Here is a 12,464-nt window from a genome sequence, read left to right as displayed (position 1 = left end):
GCCCTACCATTTTTTTGCAAGAAGCTCGCGAAGCGCGGCAACATCCAACATCTGCTCGGCCAGCAGTTTCTTCAGCTTGGCATTCTCCTCTTCGAGCGCCTTCAGACGCTTCGCCTCGGACACTTCCATGCCGCCGTATTTGGCCTTCCAGTTGTAGAACGTCGCTTCMGATAKGCCATGTTTGCGGCACAGGTCAGCCGCTTTCGCGCCAGCCTCCTGCTTTCGCAGCACGCCGATGACCTGTTCTTCCGTAAATCTCTGCTTCTTCATTCGTCCGTCCTCTCATGGGCCGGACTCTAATCAATGCTGGGCCTCCTGCTTTCGCAGCACGCCGATGACCTGTTCTTCCGTAAATCTCTGCTTCTTCATTCGTCCGTCCTCTCATGGGCCGGACTCTAATCAATGCTGGGGGAAACTCGCAGTGGCAGGTCAGGCTGAATCAACTAGCCGACTTGTTCGGTGAAACGGGGGCACTCCACACCTGAAGTCCACAACCGTGCCACCCGCATGCTGCTGGATCACGAAGCCGAGCATCCATCCCGCTGGGCTGCCGTTCTATCTATCGCTGCCAAAATTGGCCGCTCGCCAACTACGCTGAACGAGTGGGTCAAGAAGACCGAGGTCGACAGCGGTAAACGAGCAGGCCTGCCGAGCGATGTGGCCGAGAAGATCAAGGCTCTTGAGCGGAAGAACCGCGAGCTTCATCAGGCCAATGAGATTTTGCGCAAGGCGTTGGCCTATTTCGCGATGGCCCCTTTCAGCGAATTCAAGCATTCGCTTGCCGGGCAAGAGGAGCTCGACCGCCCCTTCAAGCGATGATTTCTTTCATCGACGAACACCGTGGTGAGTTCGGGGTCAAGCCGATCTGCAGACTGCTGCCGATCGCCCCGTCAACTTACTACGAGAATGTCGCCAAACGTCTGGACGTGGATCGCCTGTCGATCCGCGCCCGCAGCGATATCGGCCTGAAGATCGAGATACGGCGTGTCTTCGAACAGAACTTCCGCGTCTATGGCGTTCAAGGATGTTTAGCCGAAGCGGACGGTTCCGAGTCCGCCGGNTACTACGAGAATGTCGCCAAACGTCTGGACGTGGATCGCCTGTCGATCCGCGCCCGCAGCGATATCGGCCTGAAGATCGAGATACGGCGTGTCTTCGAACAGAACTTCCGCGTCTATGGCGTTCGCAAGGTCTGGCGGCAATTGGAGCGTGAAGGCTTTGACGTCGCCCGCTGCAGTGTCGCCAGGCTTATGAGGTCAATGAGCCTGCAGGGCATCATTCGGCGAAAGCCGATTTGCACGACGTTCTCGGACAAGACGGCTCCGAGCCCGCTTGACCGGGTGAACCGCCAGTTCAAAGCCCCAGCACCAAACAGGCTGTGGGTTTCAGATTTCACATATGTCGCCACCTGGCAGGGTTTCGTCTACGTGGCCTTTGTCATCGACGTCTTCGCTCGTCGCATCGTCGGCTGGCGGGCGAGCCGGACAGCACATGCGAGGGCTTCGTCCTCGATGCGCTGGGGCAGGCACTTCATGATCGGCGTCCCCGCTCATGGCAGCGGCCTCGTGCATCACTCGGATCGCGGCGTTCAATACGTGTCCATTCGGTATTCCGAGCAATTGGCAGAAGCTGGCATCGAGCCGTCTGTCGGAAGCGTCGGCGACAGTTACGACAACGCCCTCGCTGAGACGATCAACGGACTCTACAAGGCCGAAGTCATTCATCGGCGTGGACCATGGCGTAGCTTTGAGGCGGTGGAATTCGCCACCTGGGAAGGGGTCGATTGGTTCAAACATCGAAGGCTTCTTGAGCTCATAGGCAGCATGCCGCCAGCCGAAGCCGAGAAGCCGTATTCCGCCAGGCTGGACGCACTAGCCGTGGCCGCATGACTAAAAAAAAGAAATGGCCTCCGGCAAACACGGCGAGGTTCAGAAACGATGCTAATCCATTCGGATAAGGGTTCTCAATTCACCAGCATGGACTTGGCCTCGTTCCTCAAGCACCACAATCTGGTTCACTCGATAAGGCGACGCGGCAACTGCCATGACCGCGGTGCCGAGAGCTTCTTCAATCGTCTGAAGCGTAAGAGGATGCGCCGCAGGGTCTACCATTCACGTGATGAGGCTCGCAAGGATATGTTAGACTATGTCGAAATATTCTACACCCGAAACGCGAGCTCGTCAGTAATGGGATGCTGCCGCCTGTCGAGTTTGAGAACCAGCAGAAAATCTTTCGCCGGGGGTGTTTACAAAACGCGGGGCTGTTAAAGCTACCTTAAGCAACAGGACGTCTGACTCAATGCGGCGGCCAGGCCGCCGAATCACAGGACAACGATCCCGTCGCGTGTCATCTTGAGGATGGCAAGGCGGCCATAAAGGTAGGCACCGGTGTCAAGTCCGATCCGATTGTTTACAAATATCGGTACCGGAACAATGGTATGACCATGCACAACGGTCAGCGGTAGCCTTGGGCCAGTGCTGAGAAAAGGTTCCCGGATCCACATTAGGTGCTCCTCCTTCTGATATTCAAGTGGACGGCCCGGCAGTATACCAGCGTGAACAAATAGCAATGACTTTCCAATACGAACCGTCACTGGAAGCGAGGCAAGGAAGGTTATGTGACTTGCGGGAATGAACTGGCCAATCACGGCTGCAAACTCCCTAGGACACCGCGCAAGTTTGGTTACAAGTTCACTAGTGAGACCGTAGGATTTGAGTGTTTCTCGCCCACCGATATCAATCCAGCCAAGAGGCGCCATCCGGCCGGTGATAGCTCGTAAAAACAGGTCGTCGTGATTTCCACACAGCGTGATCCGGCGAGTGCCGGCCAATGTGGTGCTAATTAGGTGATCGAGAACACGTGCCGATTGCGGACCTCGGTCAACATAGTCACCGAGGTAGATAAGGAGGGATGGTGTCTCATCGCCCCCCATATCGTGTAATATTCGATCTTCCGCAGCTAGAAGAGCGTCTATGCAGCCATGAACATCTGGAATAACATAGAGCCTAAGTCCCCGCGGATCCAGCGCCGTCAGGTCGATGTGCCGTCGCATTGTCGGGCCGGGCCGCGTCCTGCGACGCAGCTTTTGCAAGAAGTGGTTCATTCTACTGGCCTTGCTTCATGGACGTCAGCTGTCAAGCAGGAAGACGGCAAAAAATGCGATTAGCATGTTCCGCCAGCGTCGCGGTTTAGATTCAGTCCAAGGAAAGCCTTGAGCAGCACTTGAGTCGTTAAGTTAGTAAATAGCAAAATAATCCTCGCCGTTAACCAAGTGTCTATCTTGGTGCGGGACCCAAGAGGATTTCTGAATGTTCCCGAGACTCTTACCGCGTGTGATGGTAGGGAAGGGGTGTTGCCGCTTGGCAACGCTTGAGCCTCTCCTGTGACGCATAGTGGGATAGTATTGTCTAATGATATGGTAAATCAGTTTTAAATAGGTCTTATTCCTCACGTCATGCAGGAGTGTAGAAGCTTGTATCGTTGTTCCATAAGTGTACTGGCGCTGTCTGCAGCAGCTGCATTGGCCGGATGCACCTCCCTGCCATCCTCAGGGCCAGATTCTAGCCATGTCGAGTCGATGGCAGCGATCAAGGTGGTCAATTCGCGCTCGAAGGAAAAACGACCGGGTGTGGACTACGCTCTAGTCGACATTAGTGCGGCCGTTATTGCAAATGTCAATCAAGCGGTCACCGCTTCGCTCCAAGGGAGCTTTGGTGGCCGAAGCGGCGGATCGCCGAGTCTTCCTCTCGGAGCCGGAGATGTCGTCGGTGTGACAATCTTTGAATCACAGGCCGGTGGCTTGTTCATCCCGGTGGACGCCGGATCCCGTGCGGGCAACTTCGTCACGATCCCTAATCAGACAATCGGCCGCGACGGTATGATTTTCGTTCCCTATGCTGGACGGATTCGTGCTTCGGGGCGTGCCGTGGAAGACGTACAGGAAGACGTTCAGCGAAGTCTCGCTAACCGGGCGATCGAACCGCAGGTCCTCATTACGAAGGTCAGTAGCCGTTCGGCTCAGGTTGCCGTTCTCGGAGACGTCAATAACGCGACGAAGGTTGAGGTCAGCGAAGCCGGCGACCGCATTCTCGATGTGATCTCGCAAGCTGGCGGCCTCAGCACACCTGGTTTGGAAACCTATGTCACGATTCAGCGACGTGGGCGCACTGCAACGGTTCTCTACGATCATCTGATAAAAACGCCAGCCGAAAATATCTTCGTAAGTCCTGGCGACACGATCATCGTCAATCGGGAGCGCCGAACCTATCTTGCGTTCGGAGCATCTGGTCAGAATGGCCGCTTCGATTTCGAAGATTCGAAGCTGACGCTGGGCGACGCTCTAGGCAAAGCGGGCGGTCTTCTGGATGGACGTGCCGATCCCGCGCAAGTTCTTCTCTACCGCGTCGTCGACCGCGAGTTCTTGAAGAAGCTCGGGGTGGATGTCCGCAATCATCAGAGCGCGACCGTACCCGTCATCTTTAAGGCGAACCTCCGTGACCCATCAGCCATGTTCCTCGTGCAGAAGTTCCCGATGCAAGACAAGGATATCCTGTATATTTCCAACTCGAAATCGACCGAGCTCATCAAGTTCCTAGACGTCGTAAACTCGGTGTCGTCCACCGCGTCCGGTGTCTCGTCTGATATTGTTACGGTTCGCGACTCAGGTCGCGACCTTTAGTTGCGACGAAGACAAGCACCTATGCGTCGTAAAGCAATTGAACCGTGCGCCTAGCAGGCTCACGGTTCTCTTTTGGCAATAATCTGTCGCAACCAGGATCGTGTGAGGGGACAGCGGCAAGTTCCCAACCCTTGAAGTGATGCCGACGAAACAGTCTACGCATGAACACCTGACCGAAAAATCGGCGAGTTCTAATCGCAACGAGGTTGTCGGCAATGACGCGCTGAGAGGTCGAACCACAGGCGCGGGTTTGACCCGATTGTGGTTTCAAAATGCGTAGTGAGAGCGGCTGTGAGAAAGTCGGCCACGGTAGCGGCGGGATACTACTGCTGCGCTGTAGTAAAACCCTACCACCTATTTACTCTTCTGTGACTAATACAGGAGAGCCTAGGGATCTACACCGTGGAACTTTATCTGAAGGCGCGACTTGCTGTCTCGCAAGGAATAAGCCGGCGTCAGGCTGCAGAGCATTTCAACATATTTTGCGACAGCGTAACCAGCATGGTGTTGTATTTGACGTCGCTGGATATCAACGCCAATTGCGGATCCGGCGACCCAAGCTGGATGCGTCATCTCGACCATCGATCACCGGCTGGATTAGGATGTGAAGGTCTCGCGAAAGCAGCGGCATACGGCCAAGCGGATATTCGACCGTCTCCGCGACGAGCGCCGGTTCACGGGCGGCTACACGATCATCAAAGAATGCATGCGCAAGCGGGATCAGCGCGGTCAGGAGGTATCGGTGCCGCTGAAGTATCCGTCCGACCATTGGTAGGCCGACTTCGTTAAAGCGTTGTTGGTGATCGCTAGCGTGTAGTGGAAGCTGCAAATCTTCCTGCTCGACCTTTGGCACAGTGACGGTTGCCAATCCGGGCCTAGCCGGTGGCAGTATCGAAGGCATGGTCGATGGCCAGATCCACGCGTTTGCGTTCTTCGGGGACGTGCCGCAGTCGATTGTCTACGACAACGATCAGTGCCTGGTGGCCAAGATCCTTCAGGCCGGCATGCGCACGCCCGCAGCGCTATTCAGCGGTTTCCTGTCCCATTACCTGATCCTGGATCGCTATGGCCGTCCAGGGAACGGCAACGACAAAGGAAATGTCGAGGGTCTCGTTGGATATGCCAAGCGCAACTTCATGGTGCCGATCCCTCAGTTTCCAACATGGGAGGCGTTCAACGTCTGGCTGGAAGTGCAGTGCCGCAAGCGCAAGCGAGACAGGCTGCGCAGCGAGAACGAAACGATCGGCGAACGGCTGCAGCGCGATCTTCCTGCCATGTGAGCCTTGCCGGCATCTCTATTCAATGTCTGCGATCAGGCCGGCGGCCAAGGTGACTGCCAGGCGCTGGTCCGCTACCAGACAAACGACTATTCCGTACCGGTCGCCTACGACCATTTGGGATGTCTGGGTCCGGGGTTATGTCGACGAAGTGGTGATCTGCTGCCGTGGCGAGATCGTCGCGCGCCATCTGAGGCGCTGAGAACGAGGAAGACGTCGTCTTCGATCCTGTGCATTACCTGCGGCTGATCGAGCAAAAGATCAATGCACTTGATCAGGTAGCCTCTCTCCATGGCGGCGACATGCCGGAAGAATTCGTTACGCCGCGCCGCCTGATTGAAGGCCCCATGGCCAAGCATGGTCGGCGTGAGTACGTGCAGGTCCTGCGCCTGCCAGAGATCTTTGATATTGCGGACCTACATGCGGCGGTTGAGTAGGCCCTGCGGCTCGCAGCTATCGGCTTCGAAGCCGTCAAGCACCTGTTCCTTTTCCGGGTGGATGGACGGCCATCGCTTGGATGTTTGGTGTTCCGACCGCTATTCGGCCCAGCAGGGCCATGGTGCGTCGCATCAGACTTGCCTGGCCCATCTCGCCCGCGATGTCGTCTACGCCGAAAAGGCCGGTGAGGACGCATTCCCGTCGCGGCTTCGGCTCTGGCTGAAACGAGCCTTCGCTCTTGCCGACAATATCGGCACGCTCGCCGCATCGACCATCGCCACCAAGCGCAAAGCGCTTGCGAAAAGTCTCGAGGCGTGTTGATATCCACTGAGAGCTGACCCGGCATTTCCACCGAGTAGTGACCCGCCTTAGGTATCGTTTGTGTTGGTCGTGGTGGTCAAGTTCCTGCGTTTTTCCTTTGCTGTTTTAGTCTCGTGAGCCGAGCTGTTCTTGAAGCGGAAGCTGTCGTTTCTTGTCTCGAGGATGTGGCAGTGATGGGTAAGCCGGTCGAGCAGCGCGGTCGTAATCTTGGCGTCGCCGAAGACGCTGGCCCATTTGGCGAAGCTCAAGTTGGTCGTGATGATGACGCTAGGGTCGAAACCCAATCAAATTGTTGATGAGATTAGCCATCCATGATTCATTGCCTGCAGCAGCAGGAGTGTTTGACCATGGCAGGCGAATTCTGGCTTGATGACGATCAGTGGGCGGTGATTTCGCCGCTGCTTCCGACCAACCAACCCGGCGCTCATCGTACCGACGACCGCCGGGTTATCAGTGGGATCATCCACGTCTTGCGATCCGGTTGCCGGTGGCAGAATTGTCCATCCTGCTACAGCCCTGCGACAACGGTCTATAATCGCTTCCATCGCTGGTCTGCAAAAGGGATATGGCGGCGGCTGTTTGAGGCTTTGGTGCAAACGACCGATTGGGACATCCATATGATCGATAGCACGAGCGCAAAAGCACACCGCTCTGCTGCTGGCGGAAAGGGGGGCAGATGCCGAAGCAATCGGTCGATCGAGAGGCGGCAGATCGACAAAAATCCATGCTGTTGTCGATGGTTGCGGCCGTCCAGTCGCGTTGCGAATAACGCCTGGGCAACGCGGTGATGCACCCGCTGCCATCCCGCTCCTTTAACCCTTGCCACCAACACGTCTCTGCGCCGCAGATACGGCTTACGACAGTGACGCCTTGCGCAACTTCCTGACAACACGCGGCACGGAACCCGTCATTCCCAACAATCCAACCCGAAAGAGGATCAGACCGTTCGACCCGGTCGCCTACCGAAGACGCAACATCATCGAGCGGACATTCTGCTGTCTCAAGGACTGGAGGCGTGTCGCGACGCGATACGCAAGCTTATGATAAACTTCGCGGCAACGCGCTACATCGCAGCTATCGTCACATGGTGGATCAATTGGGTCTGGAGCCTAGTGTGATCGTAGAGCTTGCTCAGCAGGTGGAAGAGGAGCGCGTCGCCTGAGGCACTGAACGAAAGGTAACCAAGCTCGTCGAGAATGACGAGATCGCAATGTGTCAGAAGGTTGGCGATCTGGCCTGGACGGCCTGAGCCTCCCCTGTTCCAGAGCGTTGATTAGTTCCACCGTCGAGAAGAACCGGACCCGCTTACAGTGATGCTCGATGGCCTGGACACCGATCGCCGTGGCGATGTGCGTCTTGCTCGTGCCGGGACCTCCGACCAGGACCCTATGGGTGATGCGGGCAGCACCTGCCGGACAAGGGATGGTGTTGGCGTCGTCGAGGAAGTTGCAGCGATGAAGCTGCTACACGAGGGCCTCGTTGATCTCGCTGCTGGCGAAGTCGAAGCCATTCAGATCACGGTAGGCCGGGAAGCGCGCTGACTTGAGCTGATAGGCTGTCGATCGGACCTCTCGTTCGGCCGTTTCCGCCTTGAGAAGCTGGGACAGGATTGGAATGGCAGCCTCGAACGCCGGCGATCCCTGTTCGGTCAAATCACCGACGGCATGGGCCATGCCATGCATCTTCAACTGTCGCAGCATGATGACGATCGCGCCGCTTGCCGGGTTATGACGCATGGCGAACCTCCGTCTCTCTCAGGGTATCATATCGTTCGACATTAGCCTTGGGCTCATTGGTAAGCGTCAGTGCCTGAGGTGCGTCGAGGGTTGGCGGCGTGAAGGTTTTACCGTCCACGAGGCGATGCAGCAGGTTCAGCACATGCGTCTTGGTCGGAACGCCAGACTTCAGCGCCATATCGACGGCTGAGAGCACTGCCTGTTCGTCGTGCTGGAGAACGAGCGCCAGGATATCGACCATCCCTTGCCTGGCAAGGTGATGCTATGCATCACCGATAGGGTCCCGGTCGCCGCCGGGCTTCTTGAGCAGATATTGCTGCAAGGTCCGGAAGGCTTCGGGAAGCTCGACGAACGGTGCACCGTTGCGAAGAGCGCCCGGCTTTCGCTGCACGACCGCCAGATAATGCTGCCAGTCATAGATGGTCTGACCCGGCCGGTCATGGGAACGATCGATGACACGGCGGTGCTCACAGACGATCTGACCTTCCGCGGCGACCACGACACGATCCGGATACACCCGAAGGCTCACCGGACGATTGGCGAAGGATGCTGGAACGCTGTAGCGATTGCGCTCCAGATGCACGAGGCAGGTGGGAGTAACCCGCTTCGTATATTCGACGAACCCGTCGAACGGTCTGGAAACCGGCATGAGAGCCGGCGCCTCCTCAGCCCGGATGTCGGCGATGGTGCCACGCATTTGGCCGTGTGGGGTCTTTGCCCAGAATTCCTTGCATCGAACCTCGAGCCAGTCGTTCAGTGCCTCCAGTGATGGAAAGCGTGGAACAGGTTGAAAGAAGCGCTGCCGTGCGTCCTGAACGTTCTTCTCGACCTGTCCCTTCTCCCAGCCGGAAGCCGGATTGCAGAACTCGGGCTCGAACACGTAATGGCTGGCCATCGCCATGAAGCGGACATTGACGTCGCGCTCCTTGCCACGGCCGACCTTGTCGATTGCAGTCTTCATGTTGTCGTAGATGCCGCGACCGGGAATGCCGCCGAAGACGCGGAACGCGTGATTGTGGGCGTCAAACAGCATCTCATGCGTTTGCAGGAGATAGGCCCGGACGATAAAGGCCCTCGAGTAGCTCAGCTTCGTGTGAGCGACCTGCAGCTTGGTGCGCTCATTGCCGATGATCGCCCAGTCCTCCGACCAGTCGAACTGGAACGCTTCGCCGGGTTCGAACGCCAGTGGAACGAAGGTGCCACGGCCTGTCGTCTGCAGTTCCCGCTGGCGATCATCGCGCCATTCCCGAGCAAAGGCCGCCACGCGATTGTAGGACCCCTCGTAGCCCAGGCTCACAAGATCAGCATGCAACTGCTTCATCGTCCGCTTCTGCTTGCGGCCTTTCTTCGACTCCGTCTTCAGCCAGGCCGATAGCCGATCCGCAAAAGGATCGAGTTTGCTCGGCCGCTCCGGGACAGCGAACTTCGGCTCTACGCCATCTGCACGCAGATATTTGCGGACGGTATTCCGGGATAAGCCGGTCCTGCGGCAAATCTCCCGGATCGATAAATGCTCTCGAACATGCCAGCGCCGGATCCGCTCAGTAACGCCATGTCGATCACTCCAGAGCCCCCGCTGAAAACATGCAGGAGACGGTTGAAACATGGGTCATTTCTCAATGGAAATATGAGGCTCTGCCGGGTCGGCTCTCAAAGGAAATCAACAGTCTGCAGGAGCAGGGACGACGCTAGAGCAGATGTGTTCGATTACATCAAGCGCTTCCACAATTCGAGACGCCGCCACTCAACACTGGGCTATCTCAGCCCAAATGATTTGAAATCAAGGTGGGAATAGCTTAACCTCCTGTCCGAAAAACCGGCAGCAGACCACTTGTCTGCGACCATCCCGGAGCAGAAGTGCTGCCGACAACGCTATGCTGCCTGATCAAGACTCAATACTACAGTAACAAAAAAACCTCGCCGAGCGATCGACGAGGTTTTGTCGCTCTTATGGTGCAGCCAATCTTGTTAGAGATCGAACCAGAGCTGGGGGTTCTAGCCGGGCTGTGCTTTCAGAATGCTCAGATCTGTCGCGTTCCAACGCTTGAAGGCGTTGAATCTGTCGTCTAGCATAAGATTTCCTCGGTCGGTGCGCACGATCGACTACATAGCCATCTCAGATGGCCGTCCATGTGACCGCAATGACAAGCGCAGCGGAAGAAAAGTTTTTGGCCAGAATCTATAGGGTCTCGACATAGTAGCCGACCAATCCACGAGTCACCCTCGCACTCCTCGAGCGTGATCCGCTTACGCTCGAAAAGAATGTCAGTAGCGCCCCGACATAGCGCTGCTCCGCGTGCACAGAATCTCGGCCAGCCGATCCGAAGCAAGGTCCATCATTCTGACCGCGGCAGTCAATTCTGTTCGATTAAATATCAAGCACTACTGTGCCGCTAAGGCACCATGATCTCGATGTCAGAAAGGGAAACTACTACGATAACGCCATGGTCAATACCTTCTTCTTCAAGACGCCGAAGTCGGAGCGGATTTGGAGAACCATCTATCAGACACAAAACTACGCTGAAACTCATTTGCCCCTATGTCGATGGCTCGCATAATCCCACGCTACGCTATTCGGCGCTTGACTACTTAAGCGCCGAATAGACTAAGGGACTGACATTGAGCTGAACACCTTTCAAGTTGCCCCGGTAATCAAGTTTTTAACGTTCGGCAACTTGCGGTCTGACAGATCGATCTGAACCGGGTGCGCTGATTCAAATTGCAATCCTGAAGGGGAGGTGTGAGCATCAGAACCGATTATCTCTCGACACACATGGGGTATATGGCTTAGATGGCGGCTACCTCGTTAGGTCCGAGCGTAAGAGTTGCGTGGGTTTTTCATATATTCACTAATAGTACCTTCAATAATCATGGAGCACCCTACTTGAGCTACTGCGGCGTTGTTATTGTTGGCTTCCGGAACAAAGACGATGTTGTCGTCTGTCTGGAGCACCTGTCGAAAATACGCGAGCCTGACCATGCGGTTCATATTTGTGAAAATGGTGGATCTGCAGCTTTCGAAGACATGACGTCTGCTCTCTTAGGGTTTGGATCGGAGGTCACCTGCGATCCCCGTTTCGGTCGCCCCGGCACCATCACCCGGACGCGAGTCATCGAACTTTCAGAAAGCGGCGCCCTGGTATATGTGCATCAAGCGTCCGGCAATATCGGCTATGCCGGTGCCATCAACGCTGTTCTCGATTATCTCAAGCCCGATCCAGACTGGGATTCCGTCTGGGTTCTCAATCCGGACACGGAACCGGCGCCTGACGCGCTGATTGCGTTGAAGCGCCGGAGCGAAGCGGGTGGCTATGCCATAGTCGGAAGCCGGATTGTGCTGATGCACAACAACAAGATCCAGATGTATGGCGGTCGCTGGCGCCGCTGGATGGCCCGGGGATACAATATCGGTCTTGGTGCCGATCGTGACGCCACGCCCGACATCGCCGCCGTCGAAGCCGAGATGGATTATGTGTGCGGTGCCTCGATGTATATCATCCGCCCTTTCATCGAGACGATCGGCCACATGGACGAGTCCTACTTCCTCTATGCCGAAGAAGTGGACTGGTGCCTGCGCCGCGGTGCATTCGCCCTTGGTTATGCACATGACTCTATCGTGCGTCACAGCCACGGTGCGACGATCGGGTCGAACCACAGCCGCAAGAACCGTTCGAGCTTTTCCGTCTATCTGGACGAGAGAAGCAAGATGCTCCTGACAAAGCGCTTTTATCCCAAAGCTTTCCCGCTGATCATGCTGTTTACGCTGATCCTTACCACCCAATATGCCAAGCAGGGCGCGTGGAAGAACTTCGGCGTCGCGTTGCAGGGATGGTGGAGCGGGGTCCGCGGAGAAACGGGGTTCCCTTCGCGTTTCCTGCCCAAAAATGTCAGGCCTAAGTGAGAAAACGGGCCTGCAGACATGTTGATGACGATCGTTCGCATCACATCCCGGCACGCGCCTCTTCACCTGAAAATGCCTTTCGTTCCAGCCTGGTTGAAATTGACGACGGCTTG

5 protein-coding genes, 11 pseudogenes and 1 other annotated feature are annotated in these 12,464 nt (G+C 56.4%); of the genes and pseudogenes, 9 read left to right on the top strand and 7 right to left on the bottom strand.

From position 1 onward, the window contains the following. Window positions 1-9 precede the first annotated feature (9 nt). Window positions 10-270: pseudogene (locus ASG25_RS03070) on the bottom strand (transposase); the annotation flags it as partial. Window positions 271-507: 237 nt separating this feature from the next. Here ASG25_RS03070 and ASG25_RS22085 point away from each other — a divergent pair. The 3 genes and pseudogenes from ASG25_RS22085 to ASG25_RS22080 form a co-directional block, all read left to right on the top strand. Then, window positions 508-1,060: pseudogene (locus ASG25_RS22085) on the top strand (hypothetical protein); the annotation flags it as partial. After that, window positions 776-890: a sequence feature (AL1L pseudoknot), on the top strand. Its footprint overlaps the pseudogene before it by 115 nt. A 1-nt stretch (window position 1,061) precedes the next feature. Next, window positions 1,062-1,889 (top strand): IS3 family transposase (locus ASG25_RS03060; RefSeq protein ID WP_244479299.1); only part of this gene is annotated, 828 nt, incomplete at its 5' end. A gap of 48 nt (window positions 1,890-1,937) precedes the next feature. Continuing rightward, a pseudogene (locus ASG25_RS22080) lies at window positions 1,938-2,278 on the top strand (IS3 family transposase); the annotation flags it as partial. Between the two features lie 42 nt (window positions 2,279-2,320). Here ASG25_RS22080 and ASG25_RS03055 read toward each other — a convergent pair. Beyond that, complete coding sequence (locus ASG25_RS03055; protein WP_062469085.1) at window positions 2,321-3,103, bottom strand: metallophosphoesterase family protein; 783 nt, start codon at window positions 3,101-3,103, stop codon at window positions 2,321-2,323. Window positions 3,104-3,454: 351 nt separating this feature from the next. On the opposite strand from ASG25_RS03055, the gene ASG25_RS03050 reads away from it, so the two are divergent. The 3 genes and pseudogenes from ASG25_RS03050 to ASG25_RS22980 form a co-directional block, all read left to right on the top strand. Then, on the top strand, window positions 3,455-4,678 hold the full coding sequence (locus tag ASG25_RS03050) for a polysaccharide biosynthesis/export family protein (RefSeq protein WP_062469082.1): 1,224 nt from the start codon (window positions 3,455-3,457) through the stop codon (window positions 4,676-4,678). 402 nt (window positions 4,679-5,080) lie between these two features. Further along, window positions 5,081-6,455: pseudogene (istA, locus tag ASG25_RS23350) on the top strand (IS21 family transposase); the annotation flags it as partial. Then, a pseudogene (locus ASG25_RS22980) lies at window positions 6,454-6,702 on the top strand (transposase); the annotation flags it as partial. The pseudogenes istA (ASG25_RS23350) and ASG25_RS22980, both read left to right, overlap by 2 nt. A gap of 59 nt (window positions 6,703-6,761) precedes the next feature. Here ASG25_RS22980 and ASG25_RS03025 read toward each other — a convergent pair. Together ASG25_RS03025 and ASG25_RS23345 are read right to left on the bottom strand one after the other, a co-directional pair. Next, window positions 6,762-6,983: pseudogene (locus ASG25_RS03025) on the bottom strand (ATP-binding protein); the annotation flags it as partial. A 15-nt stretch (window positions 6,984-6,998) separates the two neighbouring features. Continuing rightward, window positions 6,999-7,181 carry a hypothetical protein gene (locus ASG25_RS23345; protein WP_244479347.1) on the bottom strand — a complete coding sequence of 61 codons (183 nt, stop codon included), beginning with the start codon at window positions 7,179-7,181 and terminating at the stop codon, window positions 6,999-7,001. Here ASG25_RS23345 and ASG25_RS22070 point away from each other — a divergent pair. Further along, a pseudogene (locus tag ASG25_RS22070) lies at window positions 7,101-7,832 on the top strand (IS5 family transposase). The gene ASG25_RS23345 and the pseudogene ASG25_RS22070 overlap by 81 nt on opposite strands. On the opposite strand, the pseudogene ASG25_RS03020 reads toward ASG25_RS22070, so the two are convergent. Further along, window positions 7,820-8,450 (bottom strand): annotated as a pseudogene (locus ASG25_RS03020) (ATP-binding protein); the annotation flags it as partial. The pseudogenes ASG25_RS22070 and ASG25_RS03020 sit on opposite strands and share 13 nt — an antisense overlap. Beyond that, window positions 8,440-10,004: pseudogene (istA, locus tag ASG25_RS03015) on the bottom strand (IS21 family transposase). The pseudogenes istA (ASG25_RS03015) and ASG25_RS03020, both read right to left, overlap by 11 nt. Before the next feature lie 118 nt (window positions 10,005-10,122). Between istA (ASG25_RS03015) and ASG25_RS22540 the strand changes: the two are divergent. After that, a pseudogene (locus tag ASG25_RS22540) lies at window positions 10,123-10,245 on the top strand (IS3 family transposase); the annotation flags it as partial. Between the two features lie 390 nt (window positions 10,246-10,635). Here ASG25_RS22540 and ASG25_RS22975 read toward each other — a convergent pair. Next, window positions 10,636-10,793, bottom strand: a pseudogene (locus ASG25_RS22975) (ISNCY family transposase); the annotation flags it as partial. Window positions 10,794-11,334: 541 nt separating this feature from the next. Between ASG25_RS22975 and ASG25_RS03010 the strand changes: the two are divergent. Continuing rightward, window positions 11,335-12,351 carry a glycosyltransferase family 2 protein gene (locus ASG25_RS03010; protein ID WP_156379769.1) on the top strand — a complete coding sequence of 339 codons (1,017 nt, stop codon included), beginning with the start codon at window positions 11,335-11,337 and terminating at the stop codon, window positions 12,349-12,351. The last annotated feature ends 113 nt before the right edge of the window (window positions 12,352-12,464 follow it).

The organism is Rhizobium sp. Leaf384 (genome assembly GCF_001424065.1).
In the GTDB taxonomy this organism is placed as follows: Bacteria; Pseudomonadota; Alphaproteobacteria; order Rhizobiales; family Rhizobiaceae; genus Ferranicluibacter.
This window is presented reverse-complemented; position numbering and strand designations above follow the sequence as displayed.